At 71.8% G+C, this 20,996-nt stretch carries 17 protein-coding genes; 11 read left to right on the top strand and 6 right to left on the bottom strand.

All coding sequences use genetic code 11. The features are described from left to right. The 6 genes from ACWCRB_RS11970 to ACWCRB_RS11945 form a co-directional block, all read left to right on the top strand. Positions 1-769, top strand: a 769-nt coding sequence (locus tag ACWCRB_RS11970) for a thiolase family protein (RefSeq protein WP_450995920.1), incomplete at its 5' end; no start/stop codon positions are given. Positions 770-795: 26 nt separating this feature from the next. Further along, entirely contained in the window at positions 796-1,569 is a 774-nt protein-coding gene (gene pcaH, locus ACWCRB_RS11965; protein WP_450995919.1) for a protocatechuate 3,4-dioxygenase subunit beta, read from the top strand. Beyond that, on the top strand, positions 1,569-2,189 hold the full coding sequence (pcaG, locus tag ACWCRB_RS11960; RefSeq protein WP_450995918.1) for a protocatechuate 3,4-dioxygenase subunit alpha: 621 nt from the start codon (positions 1,569-1,571) through the stop codon (positions 2,187-2,189). The genes pcaH and pcaG overlap by 1 nt, the downstream gene beginning before the upstream one ends. Then, the gene (gene pcaB, locus ACWCRB_RS11955; protein WP_450995917.1) at positions 2,186-3,541 is read left to right on the top strand and encodes a 3-carboxy-cis,cis-muconate cycloisomerase; all 1,356 of its coding nucleotides are present in this window, start codon (positions 2,186-2,188) and stop codon (positions 3,539-3,541) included. The genes pcaG and pcaB overlap by 4 nt, the downstream gene beginning before the upstream one ends. Then, on the top strand, positions 3,538-4,680 hold the full coding sequence (gene pcaDC, locus ACWCRB_RS11950; RefSeq protein WP_450995916.1) for a bifunctional 3-oxoadipate enol-lactonase/4-carboxymuconolactone decarboxylase PcaDC: 1,143 nt from the start codon (positions 3,538-3,540) through the stop codon (positions 4,678-4,680). The genes pcaB and pcaDC overlap by 4 nt, the downstream gene beginning before the upstream one ends. Positions 4,681-4,744: 64 nt before the next feature. Next, positions 4,745-5,536, top strand: coding sequence for an SDR family NAD(P)-dependent oxidoreductase (locus ACWCRB_RS11945; RefSeq protein WP_450995915.1), 792 nt, complete (start codon positions 4,745-4,747; stop codon positions 5,534-5,536). 24 nt (positions 5,537-5,560) lie between these two features. On the opposite strand, the gene ACWCRB_RS11940 is transcribed toward ACWCRB_RS11945, so the two are convergent. Further along, positions 5,561-8,245 (bottom strand): ATP-binding protein, encoded by a 2,685-nt coding sequence (locus tag ACWCRB_RS11940; RefSeq protein WP_450995914.1) that lies wholly within the window; start codon positions 8,243-8,245, stop codon positions 5,561-5,563. Positions 8,246-8,517: 272 nt separating this feature from the next. Between ACWCRB_RS11940 and ACWCRB_RS11935 the strand changes: the two genes are divergently transcribed. From ACWCRB_RS11935 to ACWCRB_RS11925, 3 genes are all read left to right on the top strand, one after another. Next, positions 8,518-9,822: an MFS transporter gene (locus ACWCRB_RS11935; protein ID WP_450995913.1), complete on the top strand. Its 1,305-nt coding sequence runs from the start codon at positions 8,518-8,520 to the stop codon at positions 9,820-9,822. A gap of 4 nt (positions 9,823-9,826) precedes the next feature. After that, positions 9,827-10,987 (top strand): anhydro-N-acetylmuramic acid kinase, encoded by a 1,161-nt coding sequence (locus tag ACWCRB_RS11930; protein WP_450995912.1) that lies wholly within the window; start codon positions 9,827-9,829, stop codon positions 10,985-10,987. 481 nt (positions 10,988-11,468) lie between these two features. Continuing rightward, complete coding sequence (locus ACWCRB_RS11925; RefSeq protein ID WP_450995911.1) at positions 11,469-12,476, top strand: DUF2510 domain-containing protein; 1,008 nt, start codon at positions 11,469-11,471, stop codon at positions 12,474-12,476. Positions 12,477-12,614: 138 nt separating this feature from the next. Here ACWCRB_RS11925 and ACWCRB_RS11920 read toward each other — a convergent pair whose 3' ends face one another. After that, positions 12,615-13,229, bottom strand: coding sequence for a TetR/AcrR family transcriptional regulator C-terminal ligand-binding domain-containing protein (locus ACWCRB_RS11920; RefSeq protein WP_450995910.1), 615 nt, complete (start codon positions 13,227-13,229; stop codon positions 12,615-12,617). Between the two features lie 216 nt (positions 13,230-13,445). Here ACWCRB_RS11920 and ACWCRB_RS11915 point away from each other — a divergent pair, with 216 nt between their 5' ends. Beyond that, positions 13,446-14,261: a phosphatase PAP2 family protein gene (locus ACWCRB_RS11915; RefSeq protein WP_450995909.1), complete on the top strand. Its 816-nt coding sequence runs from the start codon at positions 13,446-13,448 to the stop codon at positions 14,259-14,261. Then, positions 14,258-15,268: a hypothetical protein gene (locus ACWCRB_RS11910; protein WP_450995908.1), complete on the top strand. Its 1,011-nt coding sequence runs from the start codon at positions 14,258-14,260 to the stop codon at positions 15,266-15,268. The genes ACWCRB_RS11915 and ACWCRB_RS11910 overlap by 4 nt, the downstream gene beginning before the upstream one ends. Positions 15,269-15,452: 184 nt before the next feature. Here the strand turns inward: ACWCRB_RS11910 and ACWCRB_RS11905 are convergent, their stop codons facing one another. The 4 genes from ACWCRB_RS11905 to ACWCRB_RS11890 form a co-directional block, all read right to left on the bottom strand. After that, positions 15,453-16,358, bottom strand: a complete 906-nt coding sequence (locus ACWCRB_RS11905) for a phospholipid scramblase-related protein (protein ID WP_450995907.1) — start codon at positions 16,356-16,358, stop codon at positions 15,453-15,455. Positions 16,359-16,459: 101 nt separating this feature from the next. Further along, complete coding sequence (locus tag ACWCRB_RS11900) at positions 16,460-18,514, bottom strand: phosphocholine-specific phospholipase C (RefSeq protein ID WP_450995906.1); 2,055 nt, start codon at positions 18,512-18,514, stop codon at positions 16,460-16,462. Between the two features lie 190 nt (positions 18,515-18,704). Next, positions 18,705-20,255 (bottom strand): sensor histidine kinase, encoded by a 1,551-nt coding sequence (locus ACWCRB_RS11895; RefSeq protein ID WP_450995905.1) that lies wholly within the window; start codon positions 20,253-20,255, stop codon positions 18,705-18,707. After that, on the bottom strand, positions 20,252-20,992 hold the full coding sequence (locus ACWCRB_RS11890; protein ID WP_450995904.1) for a response regulator transcription factor: 741 nt from the start codon (positions 20,990-20,992) through the stop codon (positions 20,252-20,254). Before ACWCRB_RS11890 ends, ACWCRB_RS11895 begins: the two co-directional genes overlap by 4 nt. Between the last annotated feature and the right edge of the window lie 4 nt (positions 20,993-20,996).

The raw sequence follows: 20,996 nt of genomic DNA, 5'->3' as shown, positions 1-20,996 counted from the left end.
CCTCGGCTGGCGCATGACCAACCCCAAGATGGACCCCCAGTGGACCATCCCGCTGGGCGAGTCCGCCGAACTCATCGCCGACAAACACAAGATCAGCCGCGAGCAGCAGGACGAGTTCGCCCTCGCCAGCCACCACAAGGCCGCCGCCGCCCAGCAGGCAGGCCTGTTCGACACCGAACTCGCCCCCGTGACCATCCCCCAGCGCAAGGGCGACCCGGCCGTCTTCGGCGCCGACGAGTCCGTACGTGCCGACGCCTCCCTGGCGGCCATGGCCAAACTCAAGCCCTCCTTCCGCACGGAAGGCGGCACGGTCACGGCGGGCAACGCCTCGCCACTCAACGACGGAGCCGCTGCCCTGCTTCTGGTGGACGAGGAGGGGCTGAAGGCCACCGGCCGCGAACCCCTCGCCCGGGTCTCCGCGACCGGCGTCTCGGCCATCGACCCGGACTACTTCGGCCTCGCCCCCGTCGAAGCCGTCAACCGGGCACTCGCCAAGGCGGGCAAGGGATTTGACGATCTGTCAACTCTCGAACTGAACGAGGCGTTCGCCGCCCAGGTCCTCGGCTGCGTCGCCGAATGGCCCGAGTTCGACCCGGCGATCCTCAACCCCCAGGGCGGGGCCATCGCCATCGGCCACCCGCTCGGCGCATCCGGCGCCCGCCTCGCCGCGACCGTCGCCCACCAACTCGCCCGCAAAGGCACGGGAGTCGGTGTCGCCACCCTCTGCATCGGCGTGGGCCAGGGCCTCGCCCTCGTCCTCGAACGCTAGAAACTTCCGACCGCTAGGAACTCCCCATGGCTCTCACCCAGTCGGACATCAACATCGAGGTCGGCGACCTCCAGGACGCCTACGACAAGGCCGTCGCCGAAGGCGCCCCCGTACAGAACCATCCGCCGCGCGACTACGCCCCGTACCGCAGTTCGTTGCTGCGCTACCCGAAACAGCCGCTGGTCGCGGTGAACGGCGGGGACCCGGAGACGGTCGAGCTGTCGGGGCCGGTGTTCGGTGCCACCGACATCACCGACATCGACAGCGACCTCACTATCCAGCACCAGGGCGAGCCGCTCGGCGAGCGCATCACCGTCTCCGGCCGGCTCCTCGACCGCAACGGGCGCCCCGTGCGCGGCCAGTTGATCGAGCTGTGGCAGGCCAACGCCTCCGGCCGGTACGCGCATCTGCGGGACCAGCACCCGGCGCCGCTCGACCCCAACTTCACCGGCGTGGGGCGGGTCCTGACGGATGATCAGGGGCGGTACAAGTTCACGACGATCAAGCCGGGCGCGTACCCGTGGCGCAACCACACCAACGCGTGGCGGCCCGCACACATCCACTTCTCGGTGTTCGGCACGGCGTTCACGCAGCGGCTCGTGACGCAGATGTACTTCCCGAACGACCCGCTGTTCCGCTACGACCCGATCCTGCGCTCGGTGACCGACGAGGCGGCCCGTGACCGGCTGGTCGCCCAGTACAACCACGACCTGTCCCAGCCCGAGTTCTCGCTCGGCTACGAGTGGGACATCGTCCTCGACGGTCCCTCCGCCACCTGGATCGAAGAAGGCCGCGACTGATGAGCGTCTCCCAGAAGTCCCAGCTGTCCCCGACCGAGTCCCCGGAGTCTACGGAGTCCCCGGAGCGCCTTCTCCCCACCCCGTCCCACACCGTCGGCCCCTTCTACGGCTACGCGCTCCCCTTCCCCGAGGGCGAGCAGGTCGCGCCCAAGGGCCACCCGGACACGATCACCGTCCACGGGTACGTCCTGGACGGTGAGGGCAATCCGATCCCCGACGCCCTGCTGGAGTTCTGGCAGGCGGCGCCCGGCGGCTCCCTCACCGGCGCCCCCGGCTCTCTGCGCCGCAACCCGGTGACGGGCGGCTACCTTGGCCGCAACGGCACCGACTTCACGGGCTTCGGGCGGGTCGCCACGGACGCCGACGGCCACTTCGCGCTGTACACGCTGCCCCCGGGCAACGCCGGTCTGCCGTACATCAGCGTGTGCGTGTTCGCGCGCGGTCTGCTGCACCACCTGTACACGCGTGCGTATCTGGCGGACGGCGCCGACCCGCTGCTCGACTCCCTGCCGGCCGAGCGGCGCGCCACGCTGATCGCCGCCGAGGGCGAGCGACGGACGTACCGTTTCGACATCCGCCTTCAGGGCGAGGGCGAGACGGTCTTCCTGGAGTTCGAGTGACACCACCTGCCGATGCCGCTACCGCCGACGACGCCGACACCGGCCTGCTCTCCCCCGGGTGGGCCGGTTCCCCGGCGGCCTCCGCGACGAGCGACACCGCGTATCTACGGGCACTGCTGGACGCCGAGGCCGCGCTGACCCGTGCCCAGGCCGGGCTGGGGCTGGCTCCGGCGGAGGCGGCCACGGCGGTCGACGCGGCAGCCGACTCCCCGGACACCTTCGACGTACGGTCGATCGCGCTGCGCGCCCGGTCCGGCGGCAACCCGGTGATCCCGCTGGTCGCGGACCTGACGGCGGCGGTCGGCGCCGAGTACGGGCCGTACGTCCACCGGGGTGCGACCAGCCAGGACATCCTGGACACGGCGACGATGCTGGTCGCCGCCCGCACCCTGGACCTGCTCCTCACGGACCTCGACCGCACCGCCCGGGCCCTCGCGCGACTCGCCACCGACCACCGCGACACCGCGATGCCGGGCCGCACCCTCACCCAGCACGCCGTACCAACGACGTTCGGCCTGAAGGCGGCGGGCTGGCGCTCGCTGGTCCTGGACGCACGCGACCGCCTGACGGCCGTACGCCATGCTCTCCCCGCCCAACTCGGCGGCGCCGCAGGCACGTTGGCCGCGTTCGCCGCGTACGGAACCACTGACTCGCAGGCCCTGGTCGCCGCTTACGCCCGTGAACTCGGCCTCGCCGAACCGCTGTTGCCCTGGCACACCCTGCGCACCCCGGTCGCGGATCTCGCCGGAGCGCTCGCCTTCACGGCCGGAGCCCTCGGGAAGATCGCCACCGACGTACTCACCCTCGCCCGTACCGAGATCGCCGAGGTCTCCGAGGCCAGCGGCGGCGGTTCGTCCGCGATGCCGCACAAGGCAAATCCCGTACGGTCTACGCTGATCGCGGCTGCCGCCCGGCGCGCACCGCAGCTCGCGGCCACCCTGTACGGCGCTCTCGTCGCCGAGGACGAACGGCCGGCCGGCGCCTGGCACGCCGAATGGGAGCCGCTCAGGGAGTTGCTCCGGGTCACCGGAGGCGCCGCCAGGGACGCCGTCGAACTGACCGAAGGGCTACGGGTCCACGCAGACACCATGCACCAACACCTGGGCCTCACCCACGGGTTGATCGTCTCCGAGCGCCTCGCCGCCGAACTCGCGCCGGTGCTGGGCCGGGCCCGCGCGAAGGCCCTCCTCACCGAAGTGGCCGCCCGTACCTACACCGAGGGCCGAACGCTCGCCGAACTCCTCGCCGAGGAACCGGAGTTGAAGGATCTCCCCCTCGACGACCTGACCGACCCCGCCCGTTACACCGGCTCCGCCGGAGCCCTCACCGATCGTGCTCTGGAGCGACCGTGACCGACAAGCTGCTGCACCACCGCGTCGAGGGCTCCGCCACCGCTCCCCCGCTGCTGCTCGGACCCTCGCTCGGAACGTCGTACGCCCTCTGGGACAAGGTGGCGCCCGAGCTGTCCGTCACCCACCGGGTGGTCCGCTGGGACCTGCCCGGGCACGGGGGTTCGGCGCCCGACCTGATCGGGCCCGGAGCCACCGTCGGTGATCTCGCCGCGCTGGTGCTGGCGCTCGCCGACTCGCTCGGGATCGAGCAATTCGCCTACGCGGGCGTGTCGTTGGGCGGTGCCGTCGGTCTGCACCTGGCCCTCCACCACCCCGAGCGTGTGTCCTCGCTCGCCGTTCTCTGCTCCTCGGCCCACTTCAACGGCAGCAAGCCGTGGGAGGAGCGGGCCGCGCTGGTGCGGAGCGAAGGGCTGGCCGGGCTCGCGGAGAGTGCCGACGCGCGCTGGTTCACGTCCGGCTTCACCGTGCCGGAGCTGGTCGCGGATCACCGGAACGCCGACCCTGACGCGTACGCCGCCTGCTGCGACGCGCTGGGCGCCTTCGACCTGCGTGACCGGCTGGCCGAGATCGGTGTGCCCACGCTGCTCGTCGCCGGGCGGCAGGACCCGGCCACTCCACCGGCCCATCTGCGGGAGATCGCGGACACCGTGCCCGGTGCCACGCTCGTCGAGCTGCCGGGCGCCTCGCATCTGGCGGTCGCGCAGTGCCCGGAGGCCGTACTGGCCGCGCTGCGCCCGCACTTCGGGGCGGTGCCCCTGCGGGGCATGGAGGTGCGGCGACAGGTACTCGGCGACGCGCACGTGGACCGGGCCCAGTCGCGCCAGACACCTTTCACGGCCCGTTTCCAGGACTTCATCTCGCGCTACGCATGGGGCGAGATCTGGACCGACCCGACGCTCACCCGGCGCGAGCGCAGCATGATCACGCTCACCGCGCTGGTCGCGCACGGCCACTACGACGAGCTGGCGATGCACGTCCGGGCTGCTCGCCGCAACGGCCTCACCCCCGAGGAGATCGGCGCGGTGCTGCTCCAGACGGCCATGTACTGCGGGGTCCCGGCGGCCAACTCGGCGTTCGCGGCGGCGCAGCGCGTACTGGCGGAAGAAGACAGTACGGAGGAGGACCGTACGGAAGGGTGACTCTGCCGGTCGTAGTCCCAGCAGCATCTCGTACATGTCTGCCTCCCGTGCCTACCGTGGAGGCATGTCCACTGTTCTGATCACCGGCGCCACTTCGGGGCTCGGCCGGTACGTCGCCTTCGAGCTGGTCCGTTCCGGGCACACCGTGCTCGCCCACGGGCGCGATCCCGGCCGCACCGAGCAACTCGTCACGGAGCTGCGGACCGAGGGCGCGGCCGAGGGGTTCGTCGCGGACCTGGCCTCACTGGCCGCCGTACGGAAGCTGGGCGCCGAGGTCTCGGCCGCGCACCCGAGCCTCGACGTGCTCGTCAACAACGCGGGCGTCGGGGCCGGTCCGCGCGGCTCGGGGCGTGAACTGAGCGCTGACGGGCACGAGTTGCGGCTCGCGGTGAACTACCTCGCGCCGGTCGTCCTCACCCGCGCCCTGCTGCCGGCGCTGCGCGCGGGTGCGCCCTCGCGGATCGTGAACGTCGGCTCGGCCGGTCAGGCACCCCTCGACTTCACCGATCCCGAACTCACCCGCGGCTACAGCGGGACCACGGCGTACGTCCGCAGCAAGTTCGCGCTCGCCGCCCATACCTTCACCCTGGCCGAGGAGTTGGCCGCCCAGGACATCTCCGTCAACGTGCTGCACCCGGCCACCTACATGGACACCACGATGGTCCGCGAGGCCGGTGTCACCCCTTGGTCGAGCGTCGCCGACGGCGCGGCGGGCGTTCTCGCACTGGTGACCCGGGAGTCGGGCAGCGGACGCTACTTCGACGGTACGAGCCCGGCGCGGGCGCACGAGGAGGCATACGACGAGGGAGTGCGGAGGCGCCTGGAGAAGGTCACGGAGCAGTTGCTCCGGGTGTGACCCACGTGCCAGGCGCCTCGTCGGTCAGCGCAGGCCGCGGCCCGTCTCCAGGACGTCCCGTGCCTGGGCCACCAGGCCGTCGGCGCCGCACGACTTGGCCAGGGTCAGGCCGCGTTGGATCTCGGCGACGGAGCGGGCGAGGATGCCGTACTCGACGCGGGCCGCCGCGTGTTCGTACTGGCAGGGTGACGCCTCCAGATAGGCGACCGCCTGGGCGGCCAGCCGGACCGCGCGCTGGCCGGTCTCCAGGCTCGCCGCGCAGCGGAGGGCCTCGCCGATGGCGGTGTCCGTGCCGAAGCGTTCGGCGTGCCGGCGGGCGTCGGAGGCCAGTGTGGCGGCCCGGAGCGGGTCCTCCGTCGCCAGGGCGCGGGCGAGGTCGACGGCCCAGGTGGCGAGCACCGGGTTGTGGAATCCCCGCGCGGTCGCCGCCTTCTCCGCGGCCTCCAGTTCGTTGATGCCCTCCTTGGTGCGGCCGACGGCGAGGAGCAACCGGCCGCGTACGGCGCGGGGTTCGGGCAGCACGATGGTGGACGGGTAGGGCGGGGCGAAGCCGTACTGCTCGGCGACGGTCCAGGCCTCCTGGACATGGCCGCGGGCGAGGAGCGTGTCGACGAGGTTGCAGGTCGCCGACCAGTACAGGGGCAGGCCGCGCCCGACGCGTTCGGCGAGGCGCAGGGACTCGCGCAGGGAGGTCTCGGCCTCTCTGAGGCGGCCCCGCCTGCGGTGCCCGAGACCGACGTACGCATGGGCGAGGGAGAGATGGCCGCCGCTCCAGCCCGCCGCCTCGTAGGCGCGCAGGGCCTCGTTATAGAGGGCCTCGGCGCGGTCGAGACGGTCGGTGTAGGCGTACGAACAGGCCAGCATCAGCAGCAGTTCGATGCCCCACTCGGGGTCGGTCCAGCCGAGTCCTGGGGCGAGGCGGCCGTTGACTAGGGCTCGGTCGCACGCCTCCACGACCTCCTCGGCGTTCTCGCCGTGGGCCATGGCGTCGAAGCCGCGCAGCATGAGCAGGGCGCGCTCGGAGTTGTCCCGGCCGGTGCAGGGGCGGGCCAGCTCGGCGAGGCGCTCGGAGCGGCCCGGCGCCGGCGCGTCGCCCCCGTGGAGGCACTCCAGCATGAACTGCGCGCCCTGCAACCGCATACGGGCGGGGCCCGGCTGATGCCGGGTGGCCTCCTCCTCGACCGTGCGGACCGCTTCCTCCATCTGGTTGTTGTGCAGCAGTGCCTGGGAGAGGCGGACGATCGCGTCGACCCGCAGGGCGCCCTCCAGGCCGGGCAGCGCGAGTGCTGTCTGGAGGTGTCCGATGGTGGTGGCGGGCGAGGTGAGGAGGGTGACGCAGCCCAGTTCGTAGAGGACGTGCGCGTGGCTCTCGGGGCGGGGCGGTTCCAGCAGGGCGCGTTCCAGACAGCTGCGGGCCGCGTCCGGGGCGCCGACCGCCTGGTGCTCGCGGGCCGCCTCGCGGAGCTGGTCGACGAGTTCCTCGTCGTCGTCCGGATAGACGTGCAGCAGGTGGTGCGAGGCCGCCGCGGCGCCCTGCCCGGACTCGGTGACGACCTGGGCGGCGATCCCGTGCATGGCGGTGCGCATGCCGTCCGGGATGGAGTCGTACACGGCGGTGGCGATCAGCGGGTGGACGAACTCCAGCTCACTGTCGCTGACTTGACCGGCCGTCAGGTCGGGTTCGGTGAGGATGCGTTCGGTGCAGAGGAGGTTGGCGCAGCGGTAGGCCTCGTTGGGCCCCAAAGTGGCCAGCCGGGCCACGAGATCCACCCTGATGCCCGAGCCGAGAATGGCCGCCGCCTGGGCGAAGCGGGTGGCCGGGAGACCCAGTTCCTGGAGACGCGCGACGAGGCCGCCGCCGCGCGCCGAGTTGTTGAGTTCGCGCAGGCTGCCGCAGGACGCCTCGACGGGGGCCAGTCCGGCGTCCTGGACCTTGGCGAGGAGTTCGACGGTCTCGTACGGGTTGCCGGCGGTGACCGCCCACACCTCGCGGCAGAAGGGGCCGTCGGCGTGCGGGCCGAGGGTGGCGCGGGTGAGGCCCGCGGCGGCTGCCGGGGTCAGCGCGTCGAGCGCGGCGACGGGGCCCACCGCCGTCCTGGCGATCGCCTCCAGGTGGTCGGCGCGGTCGCCGGTGGCCTCGTCGGGCCTGCGGGCGACCACGACCAGGACGGACAGGTCGTCGAGCCGCTCGGCGAACGCGGCCAGCCAGCGCAGGGTCTCCTGGTCGGCCCAGTGCGCGTCGTCGATGAGCAGGACGAGCGGCCAGTCACGCTTGGCGAGCCGCCGTACGGCCGCGACCAGGCCGTCGCACACGCCCTGCGGGTCGGCCATGCGATCGCCGGGTTCCGAGATGCCGAGGGCGGGGCCGGCGATGTCGTACCAGTCGCCCAGGTACTCGCGGGCCTCCTCCGGCATCAGCGACAGGAGCGCGGGCTGCAGCAGTTGGCGTACGACGTTGAAGGGGACCGACTTGAGGGTCTCGCCGCCGCGTGCCGACCACACCGTGCAGTTGCGCCGCTCGGCGATGCGCCGGGTTTCGGCCATCAGCGCGGTCTTGCCGAGGCCCGCCTCGCCGGTGAGGAGCAGCAGGCTGCCCGAGGAGGCGGCGTCGGCGCACAGGGCGTCGATCGCCCGCTCGGCGGCGGCGAGTTGTGTGTCGCGCTCCCACAGGGCGGCAGAGCCGGCCGTCCCGGGCCGTTCCTCCGTCATCCCGCTACCTCCCCGGTATCGCCTGAACGACGTACAGAACTTGAGACTAGCCGTCCGGCTGCCGAAGTGGAGGCGGGTCCGCGCAGGTGTTGCCGGGACGAGTGACAGGGAGTGCGGCAGGGCGACGCGGCGGGCCCGCCACCAGGCGTCGTGAAAGTTATTGACAGTCAACAACCCCTGAAATGAAGCTAATTTTCCGTCGCGGCGGGCGCACATCCGCCCCTTGACGCGCCCCCTCGACCACCCTGCCCGCGCCCCCGGAAAGGAACTCCATGAGCGCGCCCGCGCCCGCCCCCGACCTGCGGCCCCCTCGACCTGAGCACTCCCGCAGAGCCCTGTTCGCGGGCTCGGTGGGGAACTTCATCGAGTGGTACGAGTTCGGCGTCTACGGCTACTTCGCGACGGTGATCGCGGCCCGCTTCTTCACCCCGGAGGGCGGCGGCGAGGCCGAGGCACTGGTGAAAACGTATGCGTCCTTCGCGCTGGCGTTCTTCTTCCGGCCGGTGGGCGCGGCCGTGTTCGGCCGGCTCGGTGACCGGATCGGCCGGCGTCCGGTGCTGATCCTGGTGATCGCGCTGATGACGGGCGCCACGACGCTGATCGGCGTGCTGCCGACGTACGACACGGTCGGCGCCCTCGCACCCTGGCTGCTGACGCTGCTCCGAGTGGTCCAAGGGCTGTCGGCGGGCGGGGAGTTCGGTGGCGCGGTCTCCGTGATGACCGAGTTCGCGCCACCGGGGCGGCGCGGGCTGTACGGGTCGTGGCAGTCGTTCACGGTGGCGCTGGGGCTGCTGGCCGGGGCGGGCACGGCGGCCCTGCTCGCCACGCTGCTCACCGAGGTCCAACTGGCCGACTGGGGCTGGCGGTTGCCGTTCCTGCTGACGCTGCCGCTGGGGCTGGGCGCGCTGTGGCTGAGACTGCGGCTGGAGGAGACGCCCGCCTTCGCACGGGTATCGGTCGCGCAGAGCCCGCCGACCCGCGAAGTGGCACGGGCCGTCGCGATCGGAGCCGGGCGGATCATGGGCTGGGCGGCCGCCGGTTACACCTTCCTCGTCGTACTCCCCTCCTATCTCCAGAGCACCCTGCACGCGAGCTTCCAACAGGCGTTGCTCGCCACGGTGTTGGCCAATCTGGGGTTCGCGGCGACGATCGTCCCGGCCGGGTGGTTCAGCGACCGGGTGGGGCGGCGGCCGGTGATGCTGGCCGGGGCGGTGCTGGTGGTGTTCCTGGCGGTGCCGCTGCTCAACCTCCTTCAGGACGCGGGTAGTTCGAACGCGGTGAAGGGGGTGGCGGTGTTCGGGGCGGGCGCGGTGGTCGGGCTGATGGCGGGTCCGGGCCCGGCGATGCTCGCCGAACTGTTCCCGACAAGCTCGCGATACACGGGCCTCGGCCTCGCCTACGCCCTCTCCAACGCCGTGTTCTCGGGGTGCGCGGGCCTGATCATCACGGAGACGGTGAAGCGGACGGGGAACGTGGACATCCCCGCGTACTACGCGGCGACGGTGTGCGCGGTGAGCGTGCTCGCGCTCGCCGCCTCCCCCAGGAGCACCAAGCCCGTTACCGGAAAGGCGGGTTGAGGGTATGCGGGTGATCGGTCTGATGTCCGGGACGTCGTACGACGCCATCGACGCGGCGGCGGCCGAGCTGACCCTGGTCGGCGACAGCCTCGTACTGCGCCCGCTGGGAATGGTGAGCGAGCCGTACGACGCCGAACTGCGGGAGGCACTGGCGGCGGCGCTGCCCCCGGCCACCACCTCTCTGTCCGAGGTGTGCCGCCTCGACACCAGGATCGGGCAGGCCTTCGCGGCGGCGGCCGTCCGTGCGGTGCACGAACTGTGCGGCGGGGAAGCGGAGTTGATCGCCTCGCACGGCCAGACGGTCTACCACTGGGTGGATGCCGGGCGGGCGCACGGCACACTCCAACTCGGCCAACCGGCCTGGATCGCCGAGGCAACGGGACTGCCCGTGGTCGCCGACTTCCGCCCGCGCGACATCGCCGCCGGCGGCCAGGGCGCCCCGCTGGTCAGCCTGGTCGACCTGCTGTGGCTGCGCGGCCGACCGGGCACCCCCGTCGCCCTGAACCTCGGCGGCATCGCCAACCTCACCGCCCCGGACGGCACCGCCTTCGACACCGGACCGGGCTGCGCGCTGATCGACGCGGCGACGAAGGGCTTCAGCGGCGGCAGACTCACGTACGACGCCGAGGGCGCCCTGGCCGCCCAGGGCACAGTCCACGGCCCGCTGCTGCGACGCCTGTTGGACGAGCCGTACTACGCACTGCCCGCACCCCGCACCACCGGCAAGGAGCTGTTCCACCTCGGCTACCTCCAGGACGCCCTGGCCGGCCTGGGCACCCTGTCCGCCGAGGACGTGATCGCCACGCTCACGATGCTCACGGCCCGCACGGTCGCCGACGCCGTCCGCACGGTGGGCGCGGCAGAGGTGATCGCCTCGGGCGGCGGCACCCGCAACCCCGTACTGATGAGGATGCTCGAAGCCCGCCTCCCAGGCCTGCCACTACGCACCTCCGACGACCTGGGCCTGCCATCCACCGCCAAGGAGGCCTACGCCTTCGCGATCCTCGGCTTCCTGACCACCCACGGCCTCCCAGGCACCCACCCGAACAGCACCGGCGCCCACCACCCGAGCATCCTCGGCTCGATCACCCCGGGCCGGGAGGGCCTTCGACTGCCCCCGACAGCGGAGAAGGCCCCGGTGCGACTGGTGGTGGAAGGCGCCTGACCTCCCGTCGAGCCGAGGCTGCACTCCACCGCGATGCAGGCGCACGCTTTCGCGGCCTTCGGACTCCTGACCACCCACGGCCTCCCCGCGCACCCGGCCGGACAGGACAGGCGCCAGGCGTCCCTGGTTCACGCACCCCCGGTCGGGAGGGACTGCGGCTGCCGCCGACAGCGGAACAGCGCCGGTACGGCTGGTGGCCGGGAGGGCCTGCCCCCTCCCCGTCCCGGGACCTCCGCCCACGTTCGCGGCCTTACGGACACTCGCCCGGAAGGCAACGGCGCCCGGCACCGAGCATCCCCGGCCCACTCACCCCCAGCCGCTGCCCCGGGCGGCCAGAAGGCCCCGCTGCGGCTGTCGGCGGACGGCGGCCGACCTCCCGTATCCCGCTATCTCGGCATCTCGGACCGCCTTTCTGCGTCTTTCCCCGAGGAAAGGTGACTCCTCTCATCCGGCTTTCACCCTTGCCTCATACGGTGGGGGCATGACGCAGGAGACTCCTCCCGGCTGGTATCCCGACCCCGGGCAGACAAGTGACGGCCCCGCCACCGAACGCTGGTGGGACGGTAAGGCATGGACGGAACAGACCCGTCTCGACGGCTCGGCCCCCGCCTGGGGTCCGCCGGTGCTGGCCGCCGGCGGGTCGTATCCGGCGTATCCGGACCACTCACCGACGGACACCGGCACCCGGCGCGGGCTGCGCACCGGTATAGCCGTGGCGGTGGCGATAGCCGTCCTCGCCGGTATAGGCGGCGGTGTGTACGCACTGACCAAGGACGACGGCAGCAGCGGCAGCAATGTGGGCTCGCAGGTACCCGGCGGGCAGGGCGGCGCCGGTGGGCAAGGCGGGCCCGGTGGCCAGAGCGGTGGCGGTCAGGGCGGGCCCGGTGGTGGCACCGGCGGTGGCTCGGGCGGGCAGACGCCCGATCCGCAGCAGTCCGAGCCCTCGGAGAGCCCGAGGATCGACAGCGGGTCGGTGCCCGACTCGGTCAACGGGATCAGCATCCCGATCCCCGACGGCTGGTACGGCCAGTCGCTCAGCGTGGGCGGGCAGGTGACCTCGGACAGCTCGTACAAGTGCCCGGGTGACACGACCAAGACCTGCACGAAGGGCGGGGCGTACTCGGCGCCCGCGCTGGCGCTCGGCACCGCGGGCAGCACCGCCGAGGCGGTCGCCAAGGCGGACATCGAGGCCAACGCCGAGGAGTCGTACGGCGGTACGACCTACGGGAAGATCACCTCGCACGAGGTGCTGGCCTCCAAGGCGGTGACCGTGGCCGGACAGAAGGGCTACCTGGTCCGCTGGAAGGCGGTCACGAGCAAGGGCGCCGACGGGTTCGTCGAGTCGCTCGCCTTCCCCGCGCCTTCCAACCCCCAGCAGATCGTCGTCGTCCGCTTCGGTGTCGACGCCGACCAGAAGGAGTCGGTGATCGACGAGATCACCGCCGGCATCAAGGTCTCGTCGGGGGACGGCAGCGGGCAGAACGTGTGATCACGTGGATCGGCCGGGTGGGGCGCCTCTCCGCTCAAGAGGAACCCCACCCGGCCGGGGGGTGCGCGCCGCCCCCGTCCCCACGGGTCGGCGCGAACAGGTCACCGTCCGGTCATGCCACGGGCGGCGGCCTGCGTCTCAGGTGAGTCCGAGTGCGGGCAGCACCGCGGCCTCCACGAACCTCACGAGATACTCCGGGTCGGCGTACTGACCCTCCAGGACCGGGCGGACCCGCAGGACGCCCATCATCTGTGCCGGTACGTACTCCAGCGCCGGATGGTCGGCGGCGACCTCGCCGCGCTCGATCCCGCGCCGGATCATCTCGCGGAACGCGCACAGCTCCGGCTCTACGAGCGCCTCGCGCAGCGCCTCCTGGAGCTCCGGGTCCTGCATGACGGCATGGCCGAGGGCCTGCATCAGCCGGGTGTCGTGGCCCGACCACTCGCCCGCCGCCCGCGCCGCCTCGCGCAGGTCCCCGGCGAGGGTCCCCGTGTCCACGTCGGCGAAGCGGGCGCGCCGGTTGGCGCGGAGCGCGGCGGCCACGAACTGGGGCTTCGTCTTCCACTGCCGGTAGAGCGTCGACTTGCTGCAGCGCGCGCTGGCGGCGACGCCCTCCATGGTCAGCGCCTCGTATCCGCACTCGCGGATCTGGAGGAGCACGGCGTCGAAGTACTCCTGCTCACGCTCCGGCGTGATCTTGGAGCGGCGGGAGGCGACGACCGGTTCCGGTCCCTCCGCGGCCTGCGACGTCATGACTGCGCTCCTCGTTCCTGTCGTTTCTGTCGTTCGTGTCGGGCTGCTCTGTGGCTTATTCCCGATTCGAGTGTGGCGTAAGTCCATCGATACGCCAGTGTACCGGAACGGATTCGTTTCGGTACACTCTCGTATCGGTACACCAACGTATCGATGAGCTGAGCGCCCGTACAGACGAGTTCACGCCCATAGACGCACTACCGAAGGGGTCGGGGGATGGAAGCCCGCACCGCGCCTGCCAAGGCGGAACCCGCCGGTATACGACGGCCGCCGCTCGTCCGTGAACTCCTGCTGGTCGCGGGCCTGTTCCTCGTCTACAAACTCGGCAGGCAACTGGCGACGGGACACACCGCCGAGGCCTTCCACAACGCGACCCGCGTCTGGGACTGGGAGCGTGCCCTCCACCTCCCCGGCGAGGGCGCCGTGCAGTCGGCGCTGCTGCACAGCGACACCGCGGTCCACGTCGCGAACACCTACTACGCGACCGTGCACTTTCCGGCCACCGCCGCCTTCCTGGTCTGGCTCTACCTGCGTCGCCCCACCCACTACGTCTGGGCCCGCCGGGTCCTCGCCGTGGTCACCGGGGCCGCCCTGGTCATCCACCTCGCCTTCCCGCTGGCCCCGCCCCGGCTGCTGGGCGCGGCCGGCCTCATCGACACCGGCCAGGTGTACGGGCCCACGGTCTACGGCGCCTCGCCCGAGGCCGACACCCTGTCCAACCAGTTCGCGGCCATGCCGTCGCTGCACTTCGGCTGGGCCCTGATGGTGGCGATGGGCCTGATCGTCGCGACCCGCTCCCGCTGGCGCTGGCTGTGGCTGCTGCATCCGCTGGTGACGCTGCTGGTCATCGTCGGTACGGCGAACCACTACTGGCTCGACGCGATCGTGGCGTCGGCCCTGCTGGGCATCGCCCTCGCGGTCGTCCACCTGCCGCACCGCACCGAGTCGACAGCCGGGCAGGGGCAGGGCAGCAGGCTCGCCCCGGCCGACGAGCCCGCCCTCGTGGGAGCGGGACTGGGGGCCGGCAGATGAACACCGCCACCCTCGTCGCCGTCGCCCTCTCCCTCCTGTCCGCCGTCGCCTACGCCGCCGCGGCCGTCGCCCAGGAACGGCTCGCCTCCCGCAACGCCGACGCGGGGATACGGCGGCTGCTGGCGACCGGCGCCTGGTGGGGCTCGGTGCTGCTCAACGCGTCGGGCGCGCTGCTGCACGTGGTCGCCCTCAAGTACGGACCGCTCACGGTGGTGCAGCCGCTGGGCGCGCTCACCCTGGTCGCCGCGGTGCCGCTGGGCGCACGGGTCGCCGGGCGGCGGGTCAGCGCGGTGGAGTGGCGCGGCACCGCCCTGACGCTGCTCGGCCTGGCGGCGATCCTGGTCACGGCGTCCGGTCCGGCGCCCGACGACGTGCTGACTCTCCCGGAGGCCCTCGCGGTCGCCGGTACGACGATGGTCCTGATCGGGGTGCTGGCCCGCCCCGGCGCCAAGCCCGGGCTGCGGCACGCGAGCGCGTCGGGCATCGCATCCGGGGTGGCCTCGGCGCTCACCCAGACGGTGACGGTCGCGGCGACAGCCGGCTCGGGTGCGCTGCCCGGCTGGCAGGTCATCGGGGTGGCGCTGCTGGTCTCGGCGTTCGCGGCGGGCGGCCTGATCCTGTCCCAGACCGCCTACCGGGGCGGCCTCGGCGGCCCACTGGCCCTGGTGACCCTGGCCAACCCGGTCGCGGCGGCGATCATCGGCCTGACGCTGCTCGGCGAGCGACTCCAGGGCGGGGCGGCGGGCCTGCTGCTGGCGCTGGCGGGCGCGGGGCTCGCGGGGTGGGGTGTGGTGACGCTGTCACGGTCGACGCCGGACCCGGTGTCGGTGCCCGTGTCAGTGCCCGCCTCGATCCCGGCCGCGGTCCAAGCCTCGGTCCTCGACGACGAGGAGCATCCGGTGGCGTCGGTCCTCGCGCTGGAGGCCCACCCGGCCCATCCGGCGCCGTACGAACCGTGGTTGATGCCCCGGCAGCCGTCGGAGCCGGGACACCTCACGTCTCTGTGAACCGACCGGTCCTTGTGAACGCGCCGCGGGGGCGGGGCACCACGCTCCTCTGTGAACCGACCGGCGCCTGTGAACCGACCGGCCTCTGTGAACCAGCGGCCGCCATCAACACGTCCGTGAACAGAGACTTCGGTCGGCCCCTGTGAACCGACCGAACAGCCCCCTCAGCCGTGAACAGCCCCCGTCAGCCCAGACCCCGTGAATCCTGCTTCAGTGCCGTGTCGACGGTCAGTGCCGTCGCCACCACCAGGCTCAGCAGGGGCTCGGGCAGCTGGTAGTGGATCTGCAGGACGTAGTTGTCCGAGGTCGTGAACATCGTCTTCGCCAGACCTTCCCAGGTCTTGGTGATCCGGGCGACCTCGTTCTCCGCGTGGTCGACGATCGAGAAGTTCCAGGCCCGCCAGTTCTCGGCCTTGATCGCGCCGACCTGCTGACCGCCCGCGTTGATCGCGAAGTTGATCTTCCCGATCATGTTCTGCTGAACGATCTCACCGACCGGCGAACCGTCCGGACGCTGCACGATCACCCGTGACTTCAGGAACTTCCGGGGCCGCGTCAGCAGCAGCACCGGCTGCCCGTAGGCGTCCCGGATCTCCAGCTTGTGCGTCATGAACTGGTCGAGGCTGGAGACGAACCGCAGGATCTTCTTCAGCGCGCTCTGGCCGACCTGGACGACCGAGCCCAGCTCCTTGCCCTGCTGGTCCATGACCTTGTACTCGTTGGTCAGCTCGATCAGCTTGGCCTTCTGGTTCACCACCAGCACCGGCTCGCTGAACAGCGTGCCGCCACCGGCCCCGCCCGCCGCGACCCCGGCCTGCTGCTGCACCTGCCGCTGGACCCGCGGGTCGGCACCGGCGGCCGGCTGCGCCGACCCGAACCCCTTCTGCGGCTGGCCCTGGGGCTGGCCGAACCCCTGCTGGGGCTGCTGAACCGGCACCGCCTGCGGCTGCTGGGCCTGGGGCTGCTGCGCCTGCTGCTGGTCGGCATTGGTGTGGTCGGTCCACTGAGATCCGTCCCAGTAGCGGAGCGTCTGAGGGGCTCCGTGGGGATCCGGGTACCAACCTGCAGGTATGTTCGATTGCGTGGTCACCGGGGCACACTACCGTGGCATGGCTGGATGACAACCATGTCCCGGTCAAGGCACCCCGGCCCACTCCCCACACCCTCAGCAGGCGACGTCAGCAGGCCCTGTCAGCAGGCCGCTATCGCCGGATCGCTCACGCCCACCCGGCCGTTCTCCACGTGCCCGGCGAACCGGCGCAGGAACGACGCGTCCGCGCCGGAGGTGACCGTCAGGTCGTACCACCGCCTGCTGGCGCCCAGGTCCACCCGGTGCCGTACGGTCGCCCCGGCCCGCACCCTGATCTTGCGGGCCTGTCCCCCGTACCCGTTGCTCACCGTCAACTCCACTGTGCCGGAGCCCTTGTTGGTGAGCGTCAGCTCGACGTCGTCGCCGGTGTGCCGGGCGGTCACCTCGGGTCCGGCGGCGCCCTTGCCCCGGCCCTTGAAGACTCGCAGGAAGCCGTTCGGGCCGTGCACCGTCAGGTCGTACGCGTCCTTGGAGTAGGCCGAGTTCCAGGTGTCGGAGACGGTCTTGCCGGCCTCGGTGGTGTAGTGCCAGGGGCCGTCGGTGCGGTTGCCGGACGTCACCACGAAGGCGGCGCCCGCGTGGCTGCCCGAGGCGAAGGCGAGCGTGAACTTTCCGGCTGCCGGGTCGGCCGAACCGTCCACGTACGGGGCGTACTTGAGCGGGCGGGCCGGGCGGGTGCCGCGCTCCTGGCGGGGCATGCGCGGGTCGGCCGGCGGGGTGGGCTTGTAGTCGGGGTGGCGGTCCCGGTCCTGCGGCTCGTAGCCGTCGGTCTCCGGCAGCGGAACCGGGTGCGCGTCCTTGCGGGAGAAGTCGAAGGCGGCGGTGAGGTCACCGCAGACGGCCCGGCGCCAGGGCGAGATGTTGGGCTCGCGCACCCCGAAGCGCTCCTCCATGAACCGGAGGATCGACGTGTGGTCGAGGGTCTCGGAACAGACGTAACCGCCCTTGCTCCAGGGCGAGACGACCAGCATCGGCACGCGCGGGCCGAGACCGTACGGGCCGGCCACCCGGCTCGCGTCGCCCTTGTAGAGGTCCAGCGACACGTCCACCGTGGACTTGCCCTGCGCGGCCGACTTCGGCGGCAGCGGCGGTACGAGGTGGTCGAAGAAGCCGTCGTTCTCGTCGTACGTGATGAACAGCGCCGTCTTCGCCCAGACCTCCGGGTTGGAGGTGAGCGCGTCCAGCACCTGCGAGATGTACCAGGCACCGTAGTTCGAGGGCCAGTTGGAGTGCTCGGAGAACGCCTCGGGGGCGGCGATCCAGGAGATCTGCGGGAGCGCGCCCGCCTTGACGTCGGCCTTCAGACGGTCGAAGTAGCCGTCGCCGTTCTTCACGTCGGTGCCGGTGCGGGCCTTGTCGTACCAGGGGTCGCCCGCCTTGGCGCCCCGGTACTTGTTGAAGTAGAGGAGCGAGTTGTCGCCGTAGTTGCCGCGGTAGGCGTCCTGGATCCAGCCCCAGGAGCCGGCCGCGTCCAGGCCGTCGCCGATGTCCTGGTAGATCTTCCAGGAGACCCCGGCCCCCTCCAGCCGCTCCGGGTAGGTCGTCCAGTCGTAGCCGACCTCGTCGTTGCCGAGGACCGGGCCGCCGCCCTTGCCATCGTTGCCGGTGTAACCCGTCCACATGTAGTAGCGGTTGGGGTCGGTGGAGCCGATGAACGAGCAGTGGTAGGCGTCGCAGACGGTGAACTTGTCCGCGAGGGCGTAGTGGAACGGGATGTCCTCACGGGTCAGGTACGCCATGGTCGTGGCGCCCTTCGCGGGCACCCACTTGTCGTACTTGCCGCCGTTGTAGGCGGCGTGCCCGTCGGGCCAGGAGTGCGGGAGGCCCTCCAGGAACTGCATGCCGAGGTCGTCGGCCTCCGGGTGGAAGGGCAGCAGGTCCTTGGTGCCGTCCGACTGGTGCCAGACCGACTTGCCGTTGTCCAGGGTGACCGGATGCGGGTCACCGAAGCCCCGCACTCCGCGCAGCGCACCGAAGTAGTGGTCGAAGGACCGGTTCTCCTGCATCAGGACGACGATGTGCTCGACGTCCTCGATCGTGCCGGTGCGGTGGTGCGCGGGAAGGGCGGCGGCACGCTCGATGCTGCTGGAGAGCGCGGTGAACGCCGTGGTCGCGCCCGCGAGTTGGAGGAAGCGGCGCCGGTTGACTTCGGGCATGGGTGAAGGGCCTCTCGTCCTGATGACGGCGATGAGCGGTACGTGACGGAATGGGGGCGCCTGGAGTTTCCCAGGGGTACCGAACGGCACGGAAGGGTCTGGTGGCCTCGATGTGAAGGTCGTCGGTACACGAGATGAGGGGCGGGCCAAGACCGGCCAACGACGCCTTCAAGTCAGCCCCAAGAGACCGCTACGCCCCGCCTCCGGCGCCGTCGGCCCTGCCGCCCGGTCGGCCGGTCCGCCACTCGGCGGGCAGATACGGCAGGACCAGGCGGAAGACACAGCCCTGGCCCGGGGCCGTGTCGAGTTCGAGGCGGCCGTCGTGCCCCTCGGCGATGGTGGCGGCGATGGCGAGTCCGAGCCCACTGCCGCCGTGCGCGCGGGAGCGGGAGGGATCGGCCCGGTAGAAGCGTTCGAAGACGTGCGCGGCGTCGTGCGGACCGAGCCCCGGGCCCTCGTCGGCGACTTCGACCACCGCCACGGGAACCCCCTCGGGCAGGGCGGGCGAGGCGCCGGTGCGGCCCTGGCGGTCCGTGCCCACGCGGATGTGCACGGCGGTTCCGGGCGGGGTATGGGTCCGCGCGTTGGACAGCAGGTTCTCCAGGATCTGCCGCAGGCGGTGCGGATCGCCCACTGTCTCGACGAGTTCGAGTTCGTCGGTGCCGGTCGGGTCGGCCTCGGTGCACAGCGGGCCGAGGTCGACCGGGTGGGTGGTGCCGTGCAGGGCCGCGGCGGCGCTGACGGCGTCCGCAGCGAGCGAGAGGAGGTCCACCGGTTCGCGCCGGTAGGAGGGTTCCTTGTCGAGGGTGGCGAGCAGTTGGAGGTCGTCCACGAGCAGGCTCATACGCTCCGCGTTGTGCACGATGAGCCGGTTGGCCTCCCGCCGCTCGCGCTCCGGGCGCACTTCGGGGCGCAGAGCGAGTTCGGCGTACCCCTGGATCGCGGTGAGGGGCGTACGCAGTTCATGGCCGGCGTCGGCGACGAAGCGCCGCATCCGCGCCTCCGACGCCTCCCCCTCCCGCAGGGCCCGCTGCAGCCGGTCCAGCATCGTGTTGAGGACCCTGCCCAGCCGGCCGATCTCGGTGCGCGCGTCGGTGTCGGTCAGCCGCAGGCCGAGATCGCCGGCGGTGATGTCCTCGGCGGTGCGTTCCATGCGGGTCAGCGGCAGCAGCCCCAGCCGGACCACCCATCGGCCGAGGGCGACCAGGCCCAGGACCGTGACCGCCAGCAGGCCGAGGTTCAGCCACCCGAGCCTCGACAGGGCGCCGTCGACGGTGTCCAGCGGCAGCGCCACCACCGCGCTCATCCCGTCCGGCCCCGAGTACCTGACCACCCGCCAGTTGCTGTCGCCGTCCGCCGCCGGGACGCTCGCCGGACGTGCCTCGCGCAGCCGGAGACCGGCGGCGGAGTCGGGAAGCCGGGGCCCGGCCCGCTTTCCCGTACCCATCGACAGGTTCAGGCGCCGGCCCTCGGAGTCGTAGAAGTAGACCTGGAAGTCGGAGGGCAGCGTGCCGGCGCCCGGCCGGCCGTCGGGGAGGTCGTCGCGGAGCGCGTCGGTGTAGGCGCGCGTAGGCGGGTGGAAGTCGTCGAGCTGCTGGTCGACCCGGTCAAGCAGCCAGGAGCGCAGCACGACGAAGCCGACCAGCTGGGAGGCCAGCACCGCCGCCGTGGCCAGGACGGTGACGCCCAGGATCAGCCGTGTGCGCAGCGAACCCGGCGGCCGGTGCGGAAGTGGTCTCACCGGCCGTCGGCTCCCGTCCGCTCGCGGGGCAGCCGCAGGCAGTAGCCGACCCCGCGCACGGTGTGGATCAGCGGCGGATCGATGTGGTCGATCTTTCTGCGCAGGTACTTGATGTACGTCTCGACGATGCGTGCGTCGCCCGCGAAGTCGTACCCCCACACGTGGTTGAGGATCTGGGCCTTGCTCAGCACCCGGGTGGCGTTCTCCATGAGGTAGCCGAGCAGCTTGAACTCGGTGGGCGAGAGCGGGACGTACGCGCCGGCGCGGTGCACTTCGTGCGCGTGCTCGTCCATCTCCAGGTCGGCGAAGCTGAGCCGCTGCTCCTCCTCGGCCGGCGGGAGCGCGGCGCCGGTGCGGCGCAGGATCGCCTCGATGCGCAGCAGCACCTCCTCGATGCTGAAGGGCTTGGGCACGTAGTCGTCCCCGCCGGCGCCGAGGCCGGTGAGACGGTCGTGGAGGCCGGTGCGGGCGGTCAGGAACAGCACGGGTACGTCGTTTCCCGCCGCCCGCAGTCTCCGGGTCACCTCGAATCCGTCCAGGTCGGGCAGGGTCACGTCCAGGAGGATCAGGTCCGGGACGAGGCGCGCGGTCTCCGTGAGGGCCGCTCGGCCGCTGTCGGTGCTGGTCACCTCGTATCCGGTGAGGCGGAGGGTGGACTCCAGCAGGGTGCGGATGCTGGGTTCGTCCTCCACCACGAGGAGCCTGCGCCGGGCCTCGGCCGCGGTCCGTTCGGTCATGACG

Source organism: Streptomyces sp. NPDC002156, from assembly GCF_053593675.1.
The sequence above is the reverse complement of the archived record's forward strand: the minus strand, read 5'-3'. Positions and strand labels throughout refer to the sequence as shown.